Source organism: Sinorhizobium kostiense (genome assembly GCF_017874595.1).
Lineage (GTDB): Bacteria > Pseudomonadota > Alphaproteobacteria > Rhizobiales > Rhizobiaceae > Sinorhizobium > Sinorhizobium kostiense.
The window spans coordinates 711748-734987 of the sequence record NZ_JAGILA010000002.1; the positions used below are offsets into that span (position 1 = coordinate 711748).

Consider the following 23240-nt stretch of genomic DNA (forward strand, 5'->3'; position numbering starts at 1 on the left):
CGGTGGCGACTATTCCGGCCGCTCGCAGACGGCAGACAGCTTGTTGCCGTCGGGATCGCGGACGAAAGCGGCGTAGAAATTCGGGTGGAATGGCCGGAGGCCCGGCGCGCCCTCGTCCGTGCCGCCATTAGCGAGCGCTGCCGCGTGGAATGCATCCACGGCCGCCCGCGTCTCCGCCACGAGCGCAATGGTCGTGCCGTTTCCGAAGGTCGCCGGCTCGCCGTTGAAGGGGGTGACGACCCAGAAGCGGCAACGCACGTCTCCATCGAGGCTGTAGCCTATTTCCGTACCGTCCTGTCGCTGGCGGCGATAGCCCAGGGTTGCGAGAACGGCGTCATAGAAGGCACCCGCCCGATCGAGATCGTTGGTGCCGATCGTCACGTAGAGAAGCATGTCCTACTCCGCCGCATTCTCCTCGGTCGACTCTCCCACCGCGCGCCGGCCCTTGAAGCCCTTGGCGAGCAGGAACATCTCGACCGATTCGGCCCGGGACGAGGCCGGTTTCACATGCACGACCTGACGGAAATTCTGCTTGAGCATGCCGAGGAGGTCGCGCTCGGTGCCGCCCTGGAAGGTCTTTGCCAGGAAATGCCCGCCCTCGGCGAGCACGTCGACTGCGAAATGGGCGGCCACCTCGCAGAGGTGCATGGTGCGCAGATGGTCGGTCTGGCGATGGCCGGTGGTCGGCGCCGCCATGTCTGACATGACAATATCGGGCGCCCCGCCGATCGCCTCCTTCAGCTTTTCCGGCGCCTCAGGATCGAGAAAGTCCAGTTGCAGGAATCGGACGCCGGGGATCGGATCCATCTCGAGAAAATCGATCGCCGCGACGCGCGGATCAGCATCGGTGGAATGCGTGACCTTGGCGGCGATCTGCGACCAGCTGCCCGGCGCCGCCCCGAGGTCGATGATGCGTTTGGCGCCGGCGAGAATCTTGTGCTTCTCGTCGATTTCCAGAAGTTTGAAGGCCGCCCGCGCCCGGTAGCCCTCGAGTTGCGCACGCTGCACATAGGGGTCGTTGATGTGGCGCTCCAGCCAGCGGCGCGAGGAAGCCTTGAGCTTACCCTTCTTCACCTTCTGGCCCAGCTTGCGGCCGCTGCGGTTGCTGCCGATCGGCGCTTTCGTCATGCCTGATTTCCCTCGTGCACCCTTTCCCTGCTCCGCTCCTCGCCGGAAGTGAACGGACGCTGGAAGCGGCGCGGACGCTGACGCCGCCAGGCCCCGTCATCGGCCATCATGTCGGTCAGCAGCCCCTCGCGCAGACCACGGTCTGCAACCCGCATGCGCGTCGAGGGCCAGCGCCGGCGGATCGCCTCCAGGATCGCGCAGCCGGCCAGCACCAGATCCGCCCGGTCCGGCCCGATGCAGGGATTGGCGGCACGCGCGGCGAAATCCCAGGAGAGGAGCCGTGCCTGCATCGCCGAGACCTCCTCATCCGAGAGCCACAGCCCATCGACGCGACGGCGATCGTAGCGTGGCAGGTCGAGATGGACGCCGGCGAGCGTCGTCACGGTTCCGGACGTGCCGATCAGATGGAAGCCGCTGCCGGAGGTGCCGCTCGCGAGAATGTCGACCGACGGGCTTTCGAAGGCCGCGAGCATGGTCTCCACCTCGCGCACCATCAGCTCGAAACTTTGCGGCGTCACATGCTCGCCGCCGTGGCGCTCAGACAAGGTGACGACGCCGACGGGCAGCGATGTCCAATGGGTGATATGATTGGCAAGCCGGCTCGAGCGGTTCTCACCGATGCGGATCACGGCGATTTCGGACGAGCCGCCGCCGATATCGAAGAGCACGACGGACTTCGTCTCCCGATCGACCAGCGACGAGCAGCCGGAGACGGCAAGCCGGGCTTCCGTCTCGCGGTTGATGATTTCGAGCTCCAGTCCGGTCTCCTCGGCGACGCGCTTCAGGAAGTTTTCTCCATTGGCCGCCGAGCGCGCCGCCTCGGTCGCGATCAGCCGCCGCCTACGAATCGAGCGGGCATCGAGCTTTGCGGCGCAGATCTTCAGCGCCTCGACGGAGCGCTCCATCGCGTCGTCGGAGAGCCGGCCGCTGGCGCCGAGCCCCTCGCCGAGCCGGACGATTCGGGAGAAGGCGTCGACGACGCGGAACTGGCCCGGCCGGGTCGGCTGCGCAACAAGCAGGCGGCAATTGTTGGTGCCGAGATCGAGCGCGGCATATAGCGGCGCCTGCAGGCCGCTGGGCGCGACATAGGGTGCACGCAGCCTCTCCGAGCGCGCCGATTGCTGAGGCGATGCGGCAGTTTCGGCCGGGCGCGACCTTGGCGATTCGCTGGAGCGATCGGCGGTCGCCGGCTTGCCGCCGGAAGCCAACGGCCGACCCTGAAGGCCGCGCTGACGACGCGCCTTCTTGCCGTGCTTGTGGCCCTTCCTGTCACTGATTGCCGGATCGGAATGCGTGGCGGTTCCGCCGGAACCGACGGGCGCAGCCTGGCCCTGCGGCCTTGCCGCCTTGGAACGTCGGCGCCTCTTGCGCTTGCGCGCCGGCTCCGCCTCATCCAGCGCTGCGGGACGCCCTGCTTCTCCGGAAATCCCGGATCGGCTGGCAATTGCAGACGGCAAACCGGATGGCTTGCGCCGCCTCCGTTTACCCTTGCCGCCGCGCGGCGCGTGCTTCTGCGCCCCGCCACGATCTGCTGCCGACGCCCCGGATTCAGACGGCTTTTCGCCGTGATCGGGGTCTTTCACTTGTCTCAACCATGGCGCCGCGCGAAGCCTTCCGGCCGCTCAAGGCGCTCTCTCGATTTTGCGTTGGCGCGACTGTACCAGCGCCTCCCACTTTCGCCAAATTGTTTTTGAGGCGACGGAGGTGATCCGCACGGTAGGCACTTGTCACTGCGCCCGCCTCACAAAAACAATCTCCGCCGGTCGGGCCGCCGCAACGGAGAACGAGCCGATCACGAACCGGCCGCATTTTTTTGCCAAAAGGTATTTGCATCCGCCGTGCTTTTGTTTATAAGCCCGCCACACCGACGCGGGCGCCCACGCCTCGCCAGCGAACCTTGGGGAATAGGTTAACGGTAGACCAGCGGACTCTGACTCCGTTAGTCCTGGTTCGAATCCAGGTTCCCCAGCCAATTCTCGCTAAATCCCCTCAATTCCTTGATTTTCCAGTCGTGCCGGATCCCGTTTTGGCGTCATTGGCGACCTGATGCCCAGAACTGTAGCCCATAGGTGATGCCCACGCGAAACTTGCGCGGCGGCCTCGCCGGTGGCAGGCAAGGGCAACATACCCATGGCAGTGCGCCACGACGTCGAGAATCTCATTCGCCGCGGCAACATCTTCTACTGGCGGGCACGCGTCCCCATCTCGTTTGCGCGGTGCCGACCGTGCAGTCGGCTTTCACTCAGCCTTCACTGTTCCGACCATAAGAGGCGCAGGTGATCGGTCGCAAGCTCAACATGCTGATGGCCGAGCTGAAGATGAAATCAAAGGAACCGATGTCCAAGCAGCAGCTCCAGAAACTCTGCGAACACGAGCGCGACGTCATGCTCTTGCATCTCGAAGACGTCGCGCTCGCGGCTAGGCGGTATGGTCGACCTGCTGCCATCGAGGAGCTGGAACTCGACCTGGAGAATGGTTGGGCCTACAAGCTGCTCGCCACGTTCGGCATCCGCCAACATCTGAGGCTGAAGGAAGGCTGCAGCGGGCATCGGTACCTGGTGGCAAACGGGATCCCCGCCTCGCATATCCCGGCAATCAAGTCGAACTACATCGAACTTTTTGACGAGGCAAACAGCAGAGCCTTCCAGGACGGGATCCGGATGCTGATGGATCAGTTCGGAATCGCTCAGCACCCGCTCAATCACGAGAAGGCCATGAAGGCCTATTTCGAAGGACGGGCATGCCCGTCATTCGATGGATCGGCGAACAAATGGCTTCACCAGCGCCTTGGGATCGAAAGCTCTCGTCGCCCATGCCCGCCAGCCCCACTTGGCCATTGGCCGCGTGGGGAGATGGACGAGGCCTACGTCTCGCCGTCACCGTTCAGGAAGCGCCAAGCTCGCTTAATTTGGGTCAAATATCCCATGGAGACTACTCATGGAATGACCTGTCACATCGCGCCCTCTCAGGCTTTGTGAAGAGGGCTCAAGAAAGCCGATTGCGCTATCCCGAAGGTTTCCTTGAGCGCCTTGAGGCTCGACTACGGTGATTGTTGGATCGGCGCCTGCTTTCTCAATAGCGCTTTATGGACACGACATGAGCAGCGACAACGACACCTCGGTGATCTCGACTATAGGAACCCTCGAAGATTTGTGCCTGACCGTCCTGCAAATCACCCAGTAATTCCTTGCGGGCGAGTAAAGGTACTTTGTTACCAGCTCCTCCTTCATGCCGGAGAAACCACTTACCGTCTTCAAGAAACGTCGTTCCCATCACTTCATTCAAGAAATCTCTCCTTCCCATCTAGTCCCGGATATGGTGCCAAAAGATCGCGATACCGCTAAGCGGAAACAATTTCCGGTGGCATCAGCAGCTGTATGAGACCCTGCCGCCGCGCATACCATCTCATGGTCACGATGACAAAAAGGCTAACATGCCAGACACTGATATCGCAAACACAGCCGCTGCTTCGGAGCGTTTCTTCCGACTGTATGAACGCCACTGCGTTGAACCGAACGAAGACACGTTGTTCTCCTTTTTGGAAGCGAGTCACAGCCTGAATGACCGTTTAAAAATTGGTGCTAACCAAGATTTTTTGATGTTGGCCAATTCGCAGCGCTGAAATGCCTCAGGAACTATTTCCATCACCATCAGGAACTAAGACATCTTGTAAGTTTAGCACCCCTTGGCGACTATCCACTCGTAACGGACCTAATGTGGTTGTGCCTGGTACCGCGCACCTCCGTGGAGGCGGCGATTAGGAAACAATGCCTCGTCACAAAGACGCGACATGCCAGGAGTTTTTCCATTGGTACGGGCCAGTGGTTGACATCAATCCTTGTATTTTCAACTTGGTCGTTTTGGCCTACGAACGCTTGATGGACGCCGGCATTCCACTGAGCGGCTCATCAATCGAACAATTCCGTGCGAGCTATGATCATGAGGAACGAAACCGGATTCCGCACTTTATCGATGGGCGTATATCCACGTCGGCAGGAAATGTTGACGAGCTAGTGTTGGCGATCGTTAGTATGCCGAGGTTCTCGTAGTTTGAACCTCGTCGCTTTCGTTTTTTATTGAATATTGCTTTGCCCATAGTCACCAACTACGTTCGATCAACGCATGGGGAATGGTGGGCACGGGGTTAAGTCGTGGCGGACAGGAGGGAAGATCCGGCGAGTTCGGCGTCGGCGATCGCGAGTGCCAAGGCTTCTCGGCCGGTGAGAAAAGCAAGGGCTACATCTTCGCCGGATGTCGTGATTGACGAACCCGACTATGTGCCGCCCGATTATGGTGCCAGCCGGCGCACGCGCATTGGTTCGAGTGTCATCGAACAATTCGTGGCCGGCCACGATGCCGGCGACGTACTACGCGAGCTCGTTCAAAACGAGTATGACGGCGGTGGTGACAAGCTCACGCTGACGTTCGGGAGCAAATCGGTCGAGGTGATCGGTTCTGGTCGCAATATCGAGCGCAGCGGCTGGGAGCGGCTCTCGGTGATCGTCGGGACCGGCAATGTCATGGGCACTCGGGGCGCAGAAGTCGTCGCGCCGAAGGAGAATGGAATAGGCTCAAAGAATTTCGGGCTGCGGTCGCTCTTCCGCTTCGGGGATGAAATCCACGTCCGATCTTCCGGGCAGGTAGCCCTCCTCGATCTTCAGACGCAGGAGACCGGTCGCGCCCCCGATCCGGAATCTCGGGGCGTGAAGGGCGTCCGCCTGTTCGTGCCCTATCGGACGCGATCGACCGAAACCCTGGAAGCGTTCACTGTTGAGCGAGAGGCGCATGCGCTGGAGCTGATGGCGACGAGCATGCCCGATACACTGCTCAAGCTGGCGCATAGCGGGAAGAAGTCAGGCCTTCGCGAGGTCAACGTTCGTTCGATTCGAACCGGGCGCGTCCTGCGCTGGCGACAAGAGGCGTCACCAGATCGCTGTCGTACGTCCGGCATATCGATGATCTCCCGGCGCGGCCGGATGAGTGATGGCGACGCGCGCGTCATCTCTTTCCAGGAAGAGGAGTTCTCGCGAACCGTCGAATTGCCGGCGGAATATGCGGCTCGGCGGTTCCCATCGTACTACAGGGCCGCCGGCGGCAGGGTGAAGATCGCGGTCTCGGTGCCGATCGCGCGACGCAAGATCGATATCGGCCATAACGGCCACTTCTACTATCCATTGAAGGCTCCGGCCTCGCGAACCGGTTGCCCGGTGAGCGTGAGCGCTCCGTTCGACCTCAACCAAGATCGCAGCGCCCTCAACGACCTCCAGTGGAACGACTGGCTAATCGATCAGGCGGTCGAACTGGTGATGGACCTGCTCGTTTCCGACTGGTTCGTGCGATATGGCGCCGATGCCTTCACAATGCTTGCGGGTGCCGGCGCCGCCACGCCCGATCGATTCGCAACGACGTTGGCGGAACGGCTCAGAGAGGATGCGTGCTGGCCAACGCGCGCAAGGGGCGACAAGCGATTTGCCAAAGCGGGTGCGATCGTGCTGCCAAGCGACGACCTATATGCCGGCTTCCTCGGCGACACGCGCTATCTCGATCCCGCGTTCAGCGCCGACGAGAATCTGCGCAAGCTTGCGGAAAAATGCGGGGCGAAGCCGTTTACCGTCGCATCCCTCGTTCGGCTGCGCTGCGCGGGTGAAAATGAGAAGAGCCTGAAAACCACGATCGAAGGGGCGGCGAACTCTCATTTCACCAACTATGACGAGTCGACGCGCGAGCTGGACATGCAAAAGCGCCAAGCATCGGCGCTTTCGGCATTCCCGCGACGGCTCTCAAAGCAGATGCGGTTCGATCTCGGCAACACGGCCTCGACGCTCAGCGCAACAGGCAACCTGAGACCGGCCGTTGAGCTGATGATCGTCGACCCGGACCTCTGGGCTGATTGCCCAGAACCCGAGGCGAACCGACTTCACCCCGACCTTGTGCCGTTCAAGGCGATTTCCGGCCACTGCCGCGTCTTCGACGAAGAGCAATGGCTGATCGACGCTTCCAAGCGCGCCGCGGAAGCGGCGCCGGACGACCGGGAGCGCGAAACGCTCTACCGAAAGCTGCTCGCACGTGAGGCGCCGATCAGCCGAGCTGCTCTGTCGGCATTGCGCAGCAATCCCGTGGTGAAGAACCAGCGTGGCGACTGGGTCGCTCCGGTGGAGATGGTCAATCTCAAGAAGACGCTCGCCCGTTTCCTTGATCCCGCGATCGACGGACCGTCCAAGGAATTGCTTGCAGCACCAAACCTGATGGCGCGCCTGCGGATTCGTGAAAACCTGAGCGGTGCCGATCTCGTTCGCTTCGCCGGCCTCGTCGAGGATCGGCCGGAGACTGCCGAGCGCTTCGAGAAGCTGCTCACCGAGAATCTCAAACTGCTGAGCACCGCGATCGTCGAAGAACTGCGCGAGATCGCCTGGCTTAGGACCAGGTCCGGACGACGCGCCGCACCCGAGACTCTCCACCTAGATACTGCGGCCAACCGGCTCTGCATCGATAACGATGACTTGATTGTCGCCGGCACGAATGAGCTTCTTCATCACAAGCTCAAGCTGAAGACCGCGCCGGACAGCGACACGCTGCTCGAGATCATCGAGGCGCATCGCGACCGGACCGAGCCGCTGCCGCGGCCGGACCTCGTTTATCCTGCCCTTGTAGCGGCGATCGGACGCGAACGACGCGCAAAGGCCGAGTTCGCGGACCAAAGCGTCTGCTGGGTACAGAACGACTATTACGCCCCGTCGGATATCTTGGTCGGCCCGCGGATCCCCGCGCTGTTGGCCGAAGCAATCCCGGTCTTTCGACACGCCGACGATGTCGGACACGCCTATCAGGCCCTCGGCGCGCCGGCGTCGCCAACGGACGAGCATTGGACGCGATTCTTTGAATTCGTCGATAGCGAGTGGGACATCGAGGGACCGGTCGACCAGCGCCGACGTCGTGTACTGCTCAAAGCATATAATCTTCGCGGTCTACTGGGATTGCCGGCCGGCTTGGAGAATGTTAGCTGCTTGCTCGACGATCGTTCTCGCCTGTTCACGCTTGCCCAGCTCAGGGCGGGGCAGCTAGTCGAGCCCGACTTTGCAGCGCTCGAACAGGAATTGCGCGCGACCCATAGCAACATCGGCATCATCGAGCGCTCAGAGCGTTCGCGGGTTTTCTTTACCGCCCTCGGGATTCGACCGCTATCGGCCATCGCCGGAACCGGCCAGCCCGAGCTTGGGTCACCCGGACGACCGCATCTCTGGTACAAGCCAAAGCATAGCGAGCGCGTCCTTGCGATGTTGCATCGGCCGCAATTTGCCCGCGCGCTCTATGAGGTCGCATTCCGCAACCGCCACGGGCATGCGGGGTTCGTTCCGGCGAGCCACAGCGAGATCGCCGGGCGCTTGGCGACGATCACCGAGATTGGGTTCTTTCAGTCGATAGGACGTCGCTACTCGGTCGGCGACGCCAGCGTGCTGATACCGGCGCAAGTTGCCGTCAGCGAGCAGCGTATCGAATTCGTGGCGCCAAAAACCAAGGGTGGCTTCCAGCTATTGCTGGCCGAGGCGCTCGCGGAAATCGCCGGCGCGACCAGCGTAGGAACGATGCGCAGTCTTGCCAATGCCTTCCCTCCATTGATCCTCGCAGGGACGCTCGAAGAGCTTACCGACTATCTCGATCGCATGGGGATCCCGCGCGGGCGGGAATGGGAACTCGAAGACGACGGTGATGGCGATTTCGAGGAGGAGGATGGTGACGACGACGCGGAGGAGATCGCGCTCCGCCAGGTCTTCGACAATCTGGACACCGATTGGGAGAAGAGCGCCTCCGAGCCGCCACCGGTCGAGCCCGCACCGCCTCCTCCCCCTAATCCCCCACCGCCACCTACGCCACCGCCTGCGTCGCCACCGTTCAAGCTTCCCGACATCAATGAAGTCGATCTGACGGTCGCGCCTTCAAAGGGAAGTCGGATCGAGCCGCAGCAATCGTCGGGCGGCGGCGGCAGCTCCGGCACGTGGCTACCGCCGACGCCGGCGGAGGTCGAGCGCGCCGGGTTGCTCGGCAGGCGCGGCGAGGAACTGATCTACAGGATGGAGCTGAAGAAGGTCCGCGAGTTCGGCTACGACGAGCCGGAGCGCTACGTCATCTGGACCTCTTGCGACGAACCCGGTGCCGACCATGATATCCGCTCGATCGACGCGGAAGGGCGTCCGCGATGGCTCGAGGTCAAGGCCACCACTGGGACCGATGGCCGATTTGATTGGCCGCGTAAGGAATTCGAGAAGGCGTTCCGCGAGCGCGATCGTTACGAGCTGTGGCGGGTCTACCGCGTCGCCGATCAGGCGCCGATCGCGAAGTGCTTTCCAAATCCTGCGAAGTTGCTCGGGACTGGACAAATACTGCTTGAGCTGGGTTTGCTGCGCGCCAAGATTGAGGATGTCGGCTGAGCGCCAACATTATCCGGTCCGCGTCCCGCCTCTAAGAGGCGCAAAAACCGGTGCACTGGCGCGAGAATCCGCGGCGCATGCTGAGGCACCTGCTGCTGCAGCAGCGGTGCGACCAAGCGCGCCAGCCTTCACGATTCGAAAAGGGCGATCTTGCCGGCCTGAAGGCATTGATTAACCGCGCACGCTACTTGGCGTTCCGCTATGAGGTGGTGATTGTGCAGTCGGGCACCGGGCATGCGAATCTCACTCCGCAATTCCTAATCGTGCTGGGCGCCACCGAGCTACGGCTACTTTCAGGAAGTAGGCAATCGCGGTTGAGCGACCGAAATAGCGGAGCAAGGCTGCCAAGCGCTTTATGGCCGCCTCAACGCAAACTTGAGGTCCTAAAGCGGAAATTATTGCCGCTCGCCCGCCCTGTTGACTGATAGCCAGGGCACAAAGGTGGCATCCACGGTCGCTCGCGATGGGAAAATATAGGGAGATCAAAGGCAATTTCGCTAACCCTCTGAAATCATGTGAGAATCCGAGGTCCCCAGGCAGGCACAATTTACGCCTGTACCGCCTCATTCTGATCCTATGATCGCCTCCAGAAATCCTGTAGGTTTTACAGCTACATGCCACCTTTTCCGCGCCGGCAGCCGCAGCTTCGCGCCACTCCGATTTTGCAATCTACGATCGCACAAAAATCGGCTGGGGACCCAATATGTCAGAGGTAAATCCTTCCGCTTTGCGCGCCAAGAGCTATCATCCGCAGGCCGGTCGGCGCAGGCCCGTTTCGACCCTAAGCGGTCGTCCAGCCATTTTCTGGTGGACGACCGCTCCGGGCGGAGTTAGGGGGCGTTGGCTCGGCTATTAGAATGAATCTGAGCCGTCATCTACGACCGCAGCATTTCGCCTGGCTCGACACAATGGCTTCATCGTCGAGGACGTGGCATTCGCGCAAGGAGCCTCGGCAGGGCAACGGTCCAAAGCTGAGTTGAGCTAGGCCGTCGACGCGTTGCTGCTTGCCGAACCGGGCGATCGCATGTTTCACTCATTCCAAGCAGATGCCTGCTGGCACTTATCTCCGCGGATCAGAAATCAATAGCTCGTCTCTATCGATTTGCTCGCGCATCCAAGAGAGAAACTTCTGAAGAGGCAATGACGGAGTGACGTTCTTAGGCCACGTGAGATAATAACCCTCGCCGCTGTAACACGTCATATCAAACGGAGCGACGAAGCTACCGGCCTGAAGGTGTCTCTTCACGAAGACCTTGGTTGCGATCGCGACACCGATATCCAGAGAAGCGGCCTCATAGGCGAGTGCCGAACTTTCGAAACGGATGCCAGGGCCGGGGTCGACGGTCGATCCGACGCGTTTGAGCCAGGCAGCCCAATCGGTGGGACGTGCCATGGAATGCAGCAGCCGCACACGGCTCAAGTCATCAGGGGACCTGAGCTTGTGGGCCTCCTGGAAGGCTGGTGAACAAATCGGAATCAGTTCAACGTCGACAAGCTTTTCGCTGTGGAGATCGGGCCAATTTCCTTTTCCGGCGCGAATGGCAGCATCCAGGTTCTGAGTCTCGAAATCGACCGGGGCGGTAGACGAACTCAGACGCACCTCGATTCGTGGGAATGCTTCATGAAACTGCGTCAGCCGTGGAATAAGCCAGCGCTGGGAAAAGGTCGTGTAAGACTGGATGGCGAGAATATCCCGCCTACCTCGCCGGGACACACGCCTTGCCGCATTCCCGATTTCGACGAAGGCTCGAGTGACGCCTTCATAGAGTTGCCGTCCCTCGTCGGTCAGCTCGATGCCGCGATGCAGCCGCTTGAACAGCACAACGCCGAGATATTCCTCCAGCACTTTCACCTGGCGACTGACCGCCACCTGAGACACGTTCAGCTCTTCTGCGGCCTGCGTCAGACTGGACAGGCGGGCAGCAGCTTCGAAGGTCCTTAGCGGGTTTAGAGGGGGTATCATATTGCTCATTCGTTAGTCATACGTCATGTCCGATCGTGCCCAAACATATTTCGGCGCTTCAGGCGAGGCGTCCCGCTAGACCTTGGTTTACCGGTCTGTCCGCGCGTCTGAACCGGGTTTGCGAGCCCGGTGCTCACACCCGTTCCAGGGCAATGGCAATCCCCTGCCCCACGCCGATGCACATGGTGGCAACGCCATAGCGGCCATTGATCCTCGCAAGTTCCAGTGCCGCTGTCCCGGTAATACGCGCGCCGGACATGCCGAGCGGGTGGCCGAGAGCGATCGCACCACCGTTGGGATTGACGCGGGGATCGTCATCGGCAATGCCGAGGTCGCGCAGACAGGCTAGGCCCTGACTTGCGAATGCCTCGTTCAGCTCGATGACATCGAACGCCTCCGGCTCCAATTCTAGCCGCGCCATCAACTTCCGACAGGCCGGTGCCGGCCCGAAGCCCATGATCCGTGGAGGAACGCCAGCCGTTGCCCCGCCAAGGATTCGCGCAATGGGCATCAGGCGGTGACGCTTTGCGGCAGTCTCATTGGCAAGGATCAGGGCGGCCGCTCCATCGTTCACACCGCTCGCGTTGCCTGCCGTGACCGACCCACCTTGACGGAAGGGCGCCTTGAGACCTGCCAGTCCTTCCAGCGTCGTCTCGCGCGGATGTTCATCACGGTCGAACAGAACCGCGTCGCCCTTCGCTGGGGGATTTTCACCGGGAAGATCTCTTCGGCCAGCCTCCCGCGTGCCTGGGCGGCAGCGGCCTTCTGCTGCGAGCGGAAGGCGAACGCATCCTGGTCCGCTCGCGATATCCCGAACTCCTCCGCGACATTCTCGGCAGTTTCAGGCATCGAATCGACTCCGTATTGAGCCTTCATGACCGGATTGATGAAACGCCACCCGATCGTCGTGTCCTGTATCGACGACTCCCTGCTGAAGGCCGTCTCGGCCTTCGGCACCACGAAAGGGGCGCGGCTCATGCTTTCCACGCCGCCAGCGACTATCAGTTCGGCCTCGCCGGATCGGATGGCACGAAACCCAGTGATGATCGCATCCATTCCGGAACCGCAGAGCCTGTTGATCGTCGTTCCGGGAACCTCCACCGGCAATCCGGCAAGAAGCGACGACATGCGGGCCACGTTGCGGTTGTCCTCGCCCGCCTGATTTGCGCAGCCAAAGATCACCTCGTCAACCGCTGCCCAATCCAGGGACGACTGACGGATCATCAATGCTTTCAGCACGATGGCGCCGAGATCATCCGGCCTCACCGGCGCAAGCGTCCCGCCGAAGCGGCCGATCGGGGTGCGGATGTAGTCGCAAATGTAGACGTCAGACATAGGTGCAGGCTCCGAGGATAGGTAACTAATGGGGCCACGCCGGCCGCACGCATCCAAGGCCCGACGCGGGGCGAGCCACTGGTGACCGGGTCGCCGAAATCAGCGAAGCACAAGCAACGCGTCGCCGGCGCGCACGCCGGAGCCCTTGGGCAGCACGAAGACCGGATTGATCTCCGCCTCTTCCAACCGATCGTCCAGCGCCACCGCCATGTCCGCGAATACCAGGACGGCGTCGATCAAAGCCTCCGTATCGGCGACCGGCCGACCGCGGAAGCCCTCCAGAAGGGCCGAACACTTCAGTTCGCGGACCATGTCGCGAACCTGTTGGCGCGTCACCGGCAAGAGCCGCATTGCGACGTCCTGGTACAACTCAGTGGTGACACCCCCCGCGCCCAACAGAACGCACGGCCCGAGATGAGGATCGCGGTTGTAGCCGAGGATGAACTCAACGCCGCCCCTGACCAGCTCCTGGATCAGGAAGCCATCGACCTTCGCGCCGGGCGCAGCCACCTGGATGCGCGACAGCATCTGCTCGCATACCGTTTCGACGTCCGCTGTGGCGACGCCGACTTCAACACCTCCAACCTCCGACTTGTGCAGGATTTCCTTCGAGAGGATCTTAATCACTACGGATCCTTCGAATGCGGTCGCCTTGGCCGCTGCGTCTGCCGGCGTTGCCGCCTCGATTTCGCGTGTGACCGGGAATCCGAAGCGGGCGTAAAGGCGCTTCGCGTCGGCCTCATTCAACGAGCCTTGCGGTAGGTCCGCACCGTCCACAGCAGGGGGCCGCCGCCGCTCGGACGAGTCTGCTTCGCCTCGCGGCCGCAGTGCGCATAGCGCCGCTGCGCAGCTTTCGGGAGCCGCATAGGCCGGGATCCCGTTGGTATTCAAGTGTTGCACGATGCCCGGCGCTTCGGGGCTGACATAAGCGATGATGGGCTTGTTACTGATGTCCATCGACTCGAGTAGCGGCCGGGCGACGACATTCGGCTGCCCTATCGAGGACGACCCCACGACAACGACGATGGCGTCGTAGGTGGCGCTCTCCGACAGGATTTTCAGGATGGATCGGAAGAGATCCGGACGCAGGCCGGCCAACGTGACGTCGATCGGATTGCGGTCGAGAACCGCCTCCTTGAGATCGAGCGCCAGCAGCTTTTCCGCAGTGTCGGGATCGGGGCTCGGCATTTCGAGGCCGGCAAGTCCGACATTGTCGGCGACGATCGTCGCCGCGCCGCCTGTCGACGTCACGATTGCAATGCGCTTGCCTGAAAGAAGACGCCCCTGGGACAGGCCGGCAGGGATGTCTAGGAGGTCTGCGAACGTCTGCGCCCGGATGATACCGAGTTGCTTGAACAAGGCGTCATACACCTTGTCCGCGCCGGCCAGCGCGCCGGTGTGGGAGATGGCGGACTGCGCGCCGGACTCCGACCGACCGACCTTGTAGGCGACGATGGGTTTGCCGGCCGCAATAACCCGCGCGGCGGCATTGCGGAATTTCTCCACGTTACGCACGGTTTCGAGATAAAGGGCAACAATCCTGGTTGCCGGATCGTCCGCCATGGCATCGAGAAGGTCGGCAACTTCGATGTCGGATTCATTTCCCGTTGCAATCAGCTTGGAAAAACCGACCCCGCGTCCGACCCCGCGCGAGAGCAGAGATCCGAGAAGCCCCCCGCTCTGCGACAAAAGGGCAATTCCGCCGGCACGGAAGTCCGTCATCTCCATGGCGCCGCTTGCCGTCAGCATGATCCGGTCCGTCAGGTTGACCAGTCCTATCGTATTGGGGCCCAGAATCCGCATCGAACCCGCGGCCGCGCGCAGCTCGGCCTGGAGACGAAGCCCCTCCTCGCCGGCCTCGCCGAAGCCGCTTGCGAGAACGATCGCCGCTTTGGTGCCCACAGCGGCAAGCTGGCGAACGGATTCGATCACTCGATTGGCACCGACGAGCACGAGCCCGAGATCCGGCGCCTCGGGCAGTGCCTGCGCATCCGCATAGCATGTCAGGTCGCCGATCGTTTCATAGCGCGGGTTGATGGGGTAGATCCGACCCTTGTAGCCGTGCTGTTGCAGATAAGCGATCGGCCGTCCCGTAAGCTTCGCAGCATCAGAAGAGGCGCCAACGACGGCTACGCTGGAGGGGTTCAGAAGCGCATCAATGAAAGTCATCTTGGCCTGCCTCACGCGCTGGTCTTGTTGAGGAATGCTTCGACGGACGCACGATGTTCGGCCGTGGTGTAGCAGATTGCCTGCGCCTCGCGGCCGAGAGCGAAAATCGCCTCATCGCTGCTCTCGAAGGTCTTGTCGAGAATGGCCTTTGTCAGGGCAATGGCGGCCGGCGAGCCGGCGCTCACCTGTTCCGCCCAGAGCTGAGCGTCATCAATCAGGGTATCCACCGGCGAAATTCTGTCGATCATGCCGATCCGCAGCGCCTCCTCAGGCTCGACCACCCTCCCCGTCAGAATGAGCTCCTTGGCGCGGGCGAGGCCCACGCGACGCGGCAGGAAATACATCCCGCCGCCATCCGATACGAGGCCACGCTTGATGAAGCTCATCGACATTTTCGCGCCCTCTGCTGCGACAATGAAATCGCAGGCGAGTGCCATATCGAGACCGAGCCCGAAAGCTGCGCCATTGACCGCGGCAATGACCGGCTTAGAGAGGCCATGGATGACGGCCACTCCCTTGTGCGTGCTGCGCTGGCGAGTCCAGCCGTTGAAGGCGACTTCTCCCGCAGGGACCTCCAGACGCGCGCGCATGCCCGATACATCGCCACCGGAGCAGAAGCCCTTGCCGGCGCCCGTCAGAACGACCGCACGAACCGATCGGTCGGCACCAACCTTCTCGAAGGCTTCGATCAGTTCAGACCGCATCTGATCGTTGATGGCGTTGCGGACATCAGGTCGGTTCAATGTTACCGTCGCGATGCCGTTCTTGTGGGAAACCGCTATGAACTCATGTTCACGAACATCAACGGTCATTCCTTTTGTTCCTTCCTCTTCGAGCGCCGATCTAGTGGCACTGGCGCGATCTTTCACTTGGCTAAGGCATCCATGTCTTCGGACTGTCGTCTGGACAACTGATCATCTGGCCTCGTTAGCCCAACCATCGGTTTAGGGGAGACTCCCTCCTGCCGGGGCGACCAGCATTTTTCGCGGCAGCTCGGCGCCGTACAGGATCGCATCGCGAAGCGAAGCCGCATCGGTGTCCGAGAGAATTCCGGACGCCAGTTCGTGGAACTTCGCGACTATCTCCGCGTCGTTCAGAGGATTCTCGGGATCGCCTCGCCGCGTCTGTTGAAGATGTTCAAGCACACGGCCATCGCGCAAGATCACCCTCAGACGGGCCTGTCGACGGCGTGGATATTCAACGGTAAGGTCTGGATCCTCGGTCACGGAAATTCTCGTCATCAGTTCGCGAATGTCCGCGCGCGCCAGGGTCTCCTCCTCAAAGGCGGCGAGGCGGACCGCTCCGAGGATCAGTCGTGCGGCAAGGCAATATTGCAGGCTGAAACGCGCATCCTGCGCCGACGCGGGATCTGGCCGATTGCACATCGCTTCGGTGGCGCGATAACCGTGCACTTCGATCCGCGCGATGTCTTTTTCGCGGAAGGAGTGACGCTCGCTCATAACTGCAATGGCATCGAGCGCAGGAAAGATATGGCCGCAACATCCGTGCGCCTTGACTGTCATGCGGGTGATCGGTGTCCACTCTCCAAGGCCCGCAAGCGCCGCTTCCCAATTGCCGGTCGTATCGCTTGTCGCAGCCGCAAAACCGTTCTCTGCGTCGAGACTATCCGACGAGCCGGCAATTCCCACCGCGGCTGCCATCGCAGCCAGCAAGCCTGCATCTGCCGCATGCCCCGGATGCAGGGCCTTTGCGAGGCCCTTTCCCTGGAGGTTCTGCTGGTGCCCGCCCGCGAAACTTGACGACAGCGCGATGGCATTGCCGAGACTCCTATCATCCGCGCCGAGAAGCATCGCCCCCGCGACCGCCGCGCCGATGGTGCCGACGGTCGATGTGGTGTGCCAGAAGGTGTAGTGGCTGGGCTGAATGGCCAGCGAAATCCGGCAACCCACTTCGTAGCCGGCGACTATCGCGCGGTGCAACTCTTCAAGGCTTGACCCGAGATGCTGCGCGAGAGCGAGAGCGGCCGCAATAGTCGGGCTGCCCGGATGATAGCCGCCATCCTTGAAAATGTCGTCGAATTCGACGGTGTGGCTGGCCGTGGCGTTGAGAAGAGCCGCACGGCGCGGCGTAGAGGCGCGGCCGTCGACGTAGGACCATGCGCCGCCGCTGCCATCCGTCTCCGGCACCGCCTTGGCCAGCATTATCGCCGGCGCGCGCACGCAGCCGGGCAACGTCGTTGCAAACCAGTCCAGAATCGCGCGGCGCACCGCCCACTCAACGGCGCCGTCAATCGGCCTTCGGCGCCAATCGCAAGCCGCCTGGGCCAAAGCCGAAAGCGGATTGCTCATCGCAAGGTCGCTCCCAGCCTATCCTCCCGAGAGGGTGAGACCCGCTGCGGTGTAAGCATCATCAAAACATGTCGGCGTCTCATGTTCTCCGCCTTTCAGTTGATCGCGCCTTCAGCACGAAGCCTCTCGAGGTCCGCACTGCCGAAACCGATCCCCCGCAGGATCTCCTCAGTTTGCGCACCGAGGGGCTGCGGCGGGAAACTCAGGCCGGGCGCGCTCTTCGACATGGTGAAGCCCGCGACGGGAACCACCAAGCCATCCGTCGACGTACCGGGCGCCGAGTGTTTGTGCAGAAGCGGCCGCGATGCAATTTGCGGATCCGCAAGCGCCTCTTTGAGCTGGCGCACTCGCGCCGCTGGTATCCGCCTTTCCCGGAAGAAATGCTCCCAGTAGTCGGCAGGCATGGTGACGATGATGCTGCTGAGCGCAGCCTCCTCCTCGGCATGGCTGTCCAGCCGCTGATTGTTGTTCTGCTTTATAAGATCCTCGCGCCCGAGGGCGATCCACAGGCGGCGCTGCTGCTCGAGGTTCGACGCCGCTATCATCAGTTCCGCGTCAGAGGCGCGGTACTGGCCGATCGTGGCGAAGGGAAATCGATTGCCCTTCGGCTTCGGATGACTGCCATTCCACAGATATCCCGTGACGTAGGGGCTACACAGGACGAGCGCCACGTCCAGCATGGAGACGTCGACGAACTGCCCGCTGCCGCCGTTGCGTTCACGCTGCAGGAGGGCCGCCGTGATGGCATAGGCGGCCGTTGTACCTGTTGCATAGTCAACGACGGGAGCGCCGCATTTCAGAGGATCGCCATCGTCGCTGCCGGTCATAGCCATCATGCCCGAGAACGCCTGCAGAACGGAATCATAGCCCGTCTGCTCCCGGCGCGGTCCGGTCGAGCCGAAAGCCGAGATCGAGCAGTAGATCAGGCTGGGATTACGTTCGCGTAGTTCTTCGTAGCCAAGCCCCAAGGCTTCAAATGCACCGGGCCGGTAGTTCTCGACGAAGACGTCCGCCGTTTCGATGAGGCGCTTCAAGGCGTCACGGCCGGATTCGGTCTTCAGGTTCAGTGCAACCGCCTTCTTGTTCGACGCCTGTGCCATGAAGGCAGTCCCCATGCCGGCACTGCTGAGATCGCGATCTGAGCCCTGAAGGCGCGCCTGGTCCGGATCGGACGGATCCTCGACCTTGATCACGTCGGCGCCGAGCACGGCCATCTGATAGCTGGCGAACGGTCCCGCCAGCACGTGGGTGGTGTCTATGACACGGAAACCGGCAAGGGCCCTCGTCATGGTCTTTCCTTATCCATTCTTCCTTCATTTACTCAGGCGGATGCGGTTCCGCCGGAGCATCTCACGCAGAGGCATCCGACTACTGCAGAAGCCCGGCTGCCTCGAGCTGTTTGGTCGCGATCTTGCTGACGTCGCGTACGAAGGCGTCATATTCCTTCGGCCCCATCCAGGAATCGATGACACCAGTGCTGCGGGCGTAGTCCTGGTAGGTCTTCGCCTTCATCGCCTCGTGGATGGCGTCGGCAATCTGCTGCTGGAGTTCAAGCGGCATGTCCTTCGGACCGAAGACGCCGCGCACCTGCACCCAGCTCGTATCGACCTTGTAGCCTTGCTCGCCGAAGGTCGGAACGTCCGGCAGGCCATTGAGCCGCTTTTCACCCAGAACACCGAGACCGATGATCCGCTTGGATTCGAAGAAGGGTGCGGTCGGCCCGAGATTCGAAACGCCCACATCCACGTGCCCACCAAGCAAGGCCGTCATGATGTCGGGAGTCGAGTCGAAACCGACCCAATTGAACTTTACGCCTGCTGCGCTCTCGAGCATGGCCGTGCCAAGATGCTGCATTGAGCCCACGGGCCCGAACCCGCCGATATTGATTGTGCCGGAGCTGGCTTTCGCCTTTGCGACGAGGTCCGACAGTGATTTGATTTCGGAATCCGTGCGAACGAAATAGATGATCGGGTCTTCCTGCGTGGAGGCTATCCAGGAGAAGTCGTCGACCGAGAATGTTCCCTTGAGATTGGTCAACATGCTCGTGAAATGGCTCATCGTGTTGATGCCAATCGTCACGCCATCGGGCTTGGCTTGGCTGACATGAGCCATCTGGGTCGCCCCTCCGGCACCCGGCGCGTTCACCACGACAATCGGCTGACCGATCATAGGCTCCAGGGATTGCGCCAAAGTGCGGATGAAGATGTCCGCCGTTCCGCCCGGTTTGGTATGCATGACGACGTTGACAGGGCCTGATGGCTTCCAAGCCGTCTCCGCGACGACGGGACTGCCCAGAGAGGCAACGACTGAGAAAGACGCAACCGCCGTAAACGCGCGCGCTGCCTTGAACAGATTGAATGACATGAAACTCCTCCCAAGTTTGAATGAAAGAGACAGGGTCCTCCACGATGTGACCAGTGTGGTATCTCGGACCCGCGGAATGAACTGAGATTTAGTCAGGTCAGATGACCGCAATTCTTGGTCATCATGCTCGGACAGCGAATGGATGAACCGACTGTCCGAGCATTGTCAGCCCTACACCGAAGGATCGGCGGCCATGGCGGCACGCCGGCGCTTCCGAATGAAGCCAACGGCCGGAAGCGCGAATGCGAGGATGGCTGTCAAAAGCAACGCGACCGTCAGAGGCGAGGTGTAGAAGATCTCAAGAGAGCCATGGGACGTAATCAGCGCCCGCCGGAAATTGGTTTCCATCATCTCGCCAAGCACCAGAGCAAGAATTATCGGAGCCAGCGGAACCTGCAGCTTTCTAAGCAGGTAACCGAGGATACCGAAGGCAGTCATCACGTAGACCGGAAACATGGTGCCCTCGGAGGCGTAGGCCCCCACAAGGCAAATTCCCGCGACGATCGCCGCGATAGCGGGACCGGGAATGTTTGCCACATGAGCCCAGGCACGCGCACCGGCAAGCCCGATGAACACCATGACCGGCACGCCGATCCAGAGCGACGCGAAGATAGTGTAGGGAATCTCGGGGTTGCGGCTGAACAGCAGAGGCCCCGGCTGAATGCCCTGGATCATCAGGGCGCCGATCATCACCGCCGTCGTCGGGGAACCGGGAATGCCGAGCGCAAGCAAAGGTGCCATCGCACCGGAGACGGCAGCGTTGTTCGCCGCTTCCGAGGCCGCGACACCCTCGATAGATCCCTTGCCAAATCGCTCCGGAGTCTTGGAAGTTTTCTTGGCCACCGCATAGGCAATAAAGGAGGCAATGGACGCGCCCGCACCGGGAATGATGCCGATGATGTAGCCGAGCACCGAGCTTCTAAAGACGACGCCGTTGAGCGACCATAGGCCCTTCCAGTTCCAGGTGCGCCAGCCGCCAAGCGGCGCGCTCTTGATCTTGGCTGTCACGCCCTCTTCGACGAGGAAGAGGACCTCCGAAAGCGCATAAAGCCCCAGCAGCACCGGCACGAGGGGCAGTCCCTCGAAGAGCTCTACCGACGCGGCAAAACGTGGCGTGCCGGTCTGCGTATCCAGCCCGACCGTCGCGAGCGCGAGACCGATGCCCATCGCGACCGCGCCCTTGACAACCGAGCCCTCCGCAAGGCCGACCACCAGGCTGAGCCCGACAAGCGCCAGAGCGAAGTATTCACCGGGTCCGAACCGCAATGCGAATTCCGAGAGCGGAACGGCGGTAAACAGCAGGAACAGGGCACTGATGAAGATACCGATGCCGGATGTGACGATCGACACCAGGAGGGCTTCGCCCGCCTTTCCCTGCTGGCTCAGCGGATAGCCGTCCCAAGCCGTCGCGACTGCGGCCGACGTGCCGGGCGAGTTGATGAGAATGGCGGTGATCGCGCCGCCATATTCTGCCGCGGCATACAAGGCCACCAGGCCAACGATCGAGACGACGGGGTCAAGCCCGTAGGTGAATGGGATGAGCAATGCGACGCCGAGACTGGGGCCGAGACCAGGAATCGCCCCGATGAGATAACCGACGAGCGAGCCGAAGATGAGGCTCAGCCACACCAGCGGATCGCCGAACGCCGAGAAGCCTGAGAGAAGGTTTTCAATCATGGCAGCCCCTCAAGGAAAGACAACGTTCAACGCAAGCGCGAACACAACATAGATGAATGCGACCAAGCCGATGGACACGCCCAGCACATGCAGGATGCGGCGCTCGCCAGCCGCCACCATGATCGCAGCGGAGAAGAGCGCGGTGCAGAGATAGACACCCAGCGTTTCAAAGGTCACGGCCTGACCGACAAGGAGTAGAGCGACGGTCAGAACAAAAAGCGGTCGCCGCCAACGGCTGTCGGCTTTCCCCATCTTGCCCATATGCCGCGCGACCGCGAGACCGATCATCGATAAGGTTGCAATACCAGTCCCGAAGGCAACGAGAAGCGGGAAGCCGCCTGCGCCGACATCCGTTGAATTGAACGGCTTCGGCAAGTGGTACGCCTCGACGACGTACCAGGAGAGAATCGCGAGCACGATCAGGCCAGTCGCGATTTCTAGTATCGACAAAGGTATGCGGACATAGCCCTGCACGGGCTCCTCGCCCTTGTTGAGAGCCTCATTCTCCATTGGTCTCCTCCTTGCTGCCGTCTTTCGGCAAGTGCCGCGCGACAGCCATATCCTCCAGCGCCGTTCGATGTGTTGTGAGATGACGGCGCAAAGAGGCACGCCCTGCGGCACGGCCTCGATCTTCGTTATGGGCAATGAGAGCAGTGAATTGAACTGAGTATATATTGGGCAGAATGTTCATTCGCTTTGGTCAAGCTGGCCACGCACGCGAAGGCGGACGTCACGGCCGCCGATCCGAACCGTTGCGGCCGTCGCGGCAATTTCGGCGACGCTCAAATCTGTGGATCATCCGGATGATCCAGGGAATGTTCGGCATCAGGATGAAGATGCGGGTCAAATGAAAGGCTGTGATCAGCGCGACATCCTGGCCCAGAAACTTCGCTGTCAGCGCCATCTCGGTGACGCCGCCCGGTGCAGTGCCCAGCACCATCAGCTCCCAGCTCAGTCCGGCCATCCTGGAGACGATGACGGCGATCATCGCCGTAAGAGCGAGCATGAGAAGCGTCGTGCCGATGGAAGCCGTGACGAGTCGCCCGGCCGCAGCGAAGAGTGATCTGCGGAAGGTCGAGCCAAGCCAGACGCCAAGAATGATCTGCGCGCCGGAAAGAACGACTGACGGATAGAAGGACGGGGCAACGCCAAGCGCCGAAATGGCCGAGGAGGCAGCCAAGGGACCAAGGAAGAAGGGATTGGGCACACGACATGCTCGGGCCAGCAACGCCCCGGCCATTCCTATACCGGCGAGAAGGACAACACCAATTGCCTCGAGCTCGGGCGTTGTCCGCACCATGTCGCGAGTTGGCCATCCATCGATTATGTAGATGGCGACGGGAACCAGGACCACAACGGACGCGATCCGCACGGTCTGCGAGAGTATGACCGGTCCCGGATTGCATTTGTAGCGTTCGGCCATCACGGCTGCCTCCACCGGACTTGTCGGCAAAGAGGAGAGAAAGGCTGCGGTCAGATTCAGATTGGCCACACGCGTGAGCAAGAGAGCGACCACGAGCGCGCAGCATGCCGTGGCGAGTGCCATCCCGATCAGGAGCGGTGCGAAAGCCAGGAGCATGGCGAATGCGGCGGGTGAGAAATACACGCCCACCTGCGACGCAATGACGATCTGGCCGATCGGCCGTGTCTTGACGGGTATGGTGATGTCGACCACGCCCGTCAGGTAGAGCGATGCCGTGGCAAGCAGCGGTCCGATCATCCATGGCAGCGGCGAACCGATCCATGCCGCAAACGCCCCAGCGCCAGCACCGAACAGGTACACAGCGACAAGGCGCGCCAGAAGCTGGCGGTCGGCGGTTTCACCCGATGGCGGCACGCGCGTGGCCCCCGCTCGACAGGTCTTCGCTG

The 23240-nt window shown here is 61.6% G+C and carries 17 protein-coding genes, 1 tRNA gene and 1 pseudogene; 4 read left to right on the forward strand and 15 right to left on the reverse strand.

Features of this window, described 5'->3' with window-relative positions:
• Positions 1-9: 9 nt before the first annotated feature.
• From J2Z31_RS09905 to J2Z31_RS09915, 3 genes are read right to left on the reverse strand one after another with little or no spacing between them, the layout of a single operon-like run.
• A complete protein-coding gene (locus tag J2Z31_RS09905) occupies positions 10-393 on the reverse strand; it encodes a VOC family protein (RefSeq protein WP_209601725.1) in 384 nt (127 codons plus the stop codon).
• 3 nt (positions 394-396) lie between these two features.
• Complete coding sequence (locus J2Z31_RS09910) at positions 397-1128, reverse strand: RlmE family RNA methyltransferase (RefSeq protein WP_209601726.1); 732 nt, start codon at positions 1126-1128, stop codon at positions 397-399.
• Positions 1125-2711 carry a Ppx/GppA phosphatase family protein gene (locus tag J2Z31_RS09915; RefSeq protein WP_209601727.1) on the reverse strand — a complete coding sequence of 529 codons (1587 nt, stop codon included), beginning with the start codon at positions 2709-2711 and terminating at the stop codon, positions 1125-1127. The genes J2Z31_RS09910 and J2Z31_RS09915 overlap by 4 nt, the downstream gene beginning before the upstream one ends.
• Before the next feature lie 315 nt (positions 2712-3026).
• On the opposite strand from J2Z31_RS09915, the gene J2Z31_RS09920 reads away from it, so the two are divergent.
• A tRNA-Gln gene (locus J2Z31_RS09920) sits at positions 3027-3100 on the forward strand.
• Positions 3101-3404: 304 nt separating this feature from the next.
• The gene (locus J2Z31_RS09925; RefSeq protein ID WP_234939349.1) at positions 3405-4106 is read left to right on the forward strand and encodes a hypothetical protein; all 702 of its coding nucleotides are present in this window, start codon (positions 3405-3407) and stop codon (positions 4104-4106) included.
• A gap of 94 nt (positions 4107-4200) precedes the next feature.
• Here the strand turns inward: J2Z31_RS09925 and J2Z31_RS09930 are convergent, their stop codons facing one another.
• The gene (locus J2Z31_RS09930; protein WP_209601728.1) at positions 4201-4413 is read right to left on the reverse strand and encodes a hypothetical protein; all 213 of its coding nucleotides are present in this window, start codon (positions 4411-4413) and stop codon (positions 4201-4203) included.
• A 148-nt stretch (positions 4414-4561) separates the two neighbouring features.
• Here J2Z31_RS09930 and J2Z31_RS29185 point away from each other — a divergent pair, with 148 nt between their 5' ends.
• Both J2Z31_RS29185 and J2Z31_RS29750 read left to right on the forward strand, forming a co-directional pair.
• The gene (locus tag J2Z31_RS29185; protein WP_234939350.1) at positions 4562-4750 is read left to right on the forward strand and encodes a hypothetical protein; all 189 of its coding nucleotides are present in this window, start codon (positions 4562-4564) and stop codon (positions 4748-4750) included.
• A 634-nt stretch (positions 4751-5384) separates the two neighbouring features.
• A complete protein-coding gene (locus tag J2Z31_RS29750) occupies positions 5385-9554 on the forward strand; it encodes a DUF3883 domain-containing protein (protein ID WP_209601729.1) in 4170 nt (1389 codons plus the stop codon).
• A gap of 1060 nt (positions 9555-10614) precedes the next feature.
• Here J2Z31_RS29750 and gcvA read toward each other — a convergent pair.
• The 11 genes and pseudogenes from gcvA to J2Z31_RS29755 all read right to left on the reverse strand — a co-directional run bounded on the left by gcvA (position 10615) and on the right by J2Z31_RS29755 (position 23208).
• Positions 10615-11526, reverse strand: a complete 912-nt coding sequence (gcvA, locus tag J2Z31_RS09945; RefSeq protein ID WP_173510780.1) for a transcriptional regulator GcvA — start codon at positions 11524-11526, stop codon at positions 10615-10617.
• 124 nt (positions 11527-11650) lie between these two features.
• Positions 11651-12091: a thiolase family protein gene (locus tag J2Z31_RS29935; RefSeq protein ID WP_408022029.1), complete on the reverse strand. Its 441-nt coding sequence runs from the start codon at positions 12089-12091 to the stop codon at positions 11651-11653.
• Positions 12092-12112: 21 nt separating this feature from the next.
• Positions 12113-12852: pseudogene (locus J2Z31_RS29940) on the reverse strand (thiolase family protein); the annotation flags it as partial.
• A 99-nt stretch (positions 12853-12951) separates the two neighbouring features.
• Positions 12952-15021: an acetate--CoA ligase family protein gene (locus J2Z31_RS09955; RefSeq protein WP_209601730.1), complete on the reverse strand. Its 2070-nt coding sequence runs from the start codon at positions 15019-15021 to the stop codon at positions 12952-12954.
• Positions 15022-15032: 11 nt separating this feature from the next.
• The gene (locus tag J2Z31_RS09960) at positions 15033-15833 is read right to left on the reverse strand and encodes an enoyl-CoA hydratase/isomerase family protein (protein WP_209601731.1); all 801 of its coding nucleotides are present in this window, start codon (positions 15831-15833) and stop codon (positions 15033-15035) included.
• Between the two features lie 132 nt (positions 15834-15965).
• Positions 15966-17330, reverse strand: a complete 1365-nt coding sequence (locus J2Z31_RS09965; RefSeq protein ID WP_209601732.1) for an MmgE/PrpD family protein — start codon at positions 17328-17330, stop codon at positions 15966-15968.
• Between the two features lie 95 nt (positions 17331-17425).
• Positions 17426-18619 (reverse strand): CaiB/BaiF CoA transferase family protein, encoded by a 1194-nt coding sequence (locus tag J2Z31_RS09970; RefSeq protein WP_209601733.1) that lies wholly within the window; start codon positions 18617-18619, stop codon positions 17426-17428.
• Positions 18620-18698: 79 nt separating this feature from the next.
• A complete protein-coding gene (locus J2Z31_RS09975) occupies positions 18699-19694 on the reverse strand; it encodes a Bug family tripartite tricarboxylate transporter substrate binding protein (RefSeq protein WP_066870905.1) in 996 nt (331 codons plus the stop codon).
• 171 nt (positions 19695-19865) lie between these two features.
• Positions 19866-21371 carry a tripartite tricarboxylate transporter permease gene (locus J2Z31_RS09980; protein WP_209601734.1) on the reverse strand — a complete coding sequence of 502 codons (1506 nt, stop codon included), beginning with the start codon at positions 21369-21371 and terminating at the stop codon, positions 19866-19868.
• 9 nt (positions 21372-21380) lie between these two features.
• Entirely contained in the window at positions 21381-21881 is a 501-nt protein-coding gene (locus J2Z31_RS09985; protein ID WP_209601735.1) for a tripartite tricarboxylate transporter TctB family protein, read from the reverse strand.
• Positions 21882-22101: 220 nt separating this feature from the next.
• Entirely contained in the window at positions 22102-23208 is a 1107-nt protein-coding gene (locus tag J2Z31_RS29755; protein WP_209601736.1) for an AbrB family transcriptional regulator, read from the reverse strand.
• Positions 23209-23240 lie beyond the last annotated feature (32 nt).

Bases quoted from the DNA above. Each gene is read 5' to 3' on its own strand.
- J2Z31_RS09980 (WP_209601734.1), bottom strand. From the start codon at position 21,371: ATGATTGAAAACCTTCTCTCAGGCTTCTCGGCGTTCGGCGATCCGCTG.
- J2Z31_RS09960 (WP_209601731.1), bottom strand. From the start codon at position 15,833: ATGACCGTTGATGTTCGTGAACATGAGTTCATAGCGGTTTCCCACAAG.
- J2Z31_RS09970 (WP_209601733.1), bottom strand. From the start codon at position 18,619: ATGACGAGGGCCCTTGCCGGTTTCCGTGTCATAGACACCACCCACGTG.
- J2Z31_RS09955 (WP_209601730.1), bottom strand. From the start codon at position 15,021: ATGACTTTCATTGATGCGCTTCTGAACCCCTCCAGCGTAGCCGTCGTT.
- J2Z31_RS09965 (WP_209601732.1), bottom strand. From the start codon at position 17,330: ATGAGCAATCCGCTTTCGGCTTTGGCCCAGGCGGCTTGCGATTGGCGC.
- J2Z31_RS09975 (WP_066870905.1), bottom strand. From the start codon at position 19,694: ATGTCATTCAATCTGTTCAAGGCAGCGCGCGCGTTTACGGCGGTTGCG.
- J2Z31_RS29185 (WP_234939350.1), top strand. From the start codon at position 4,562: ATGCCAGACACTGATATCGCAAACACAGCCGCTGCTTCGGAGCGTTTC.
- J2Z31_RS09910 (WP_209601726.1), bottom strand. From the start codon at position 1,128: ATGACGAAAGCGCCGATCGGCAGCAACCGCAGCGGCCGCAAGCTGGGC.
- J2Z31_RS09985 (WP_209601735.1), bottom strand. From the start codon at position 21,881: ATGGAGAATGAGGCTCTCAACAAGGGCGAGGAGCCCGTGCAGGGCTAT.
- J2Z31_RS09905 (WP_209601725.1), bottom strand. From the start codon at position 393: ATGCTTCTCTACGTGACGATCGGCACCAACGATCTCGATCGGGCGGGT.
- gcvA (WP_173510780.1), bottom strand. From the start codon at position 11,526: ATGAGCAATATGATACCCCCTCTAAACCCGCTAAGGACCTTCGAAGCT.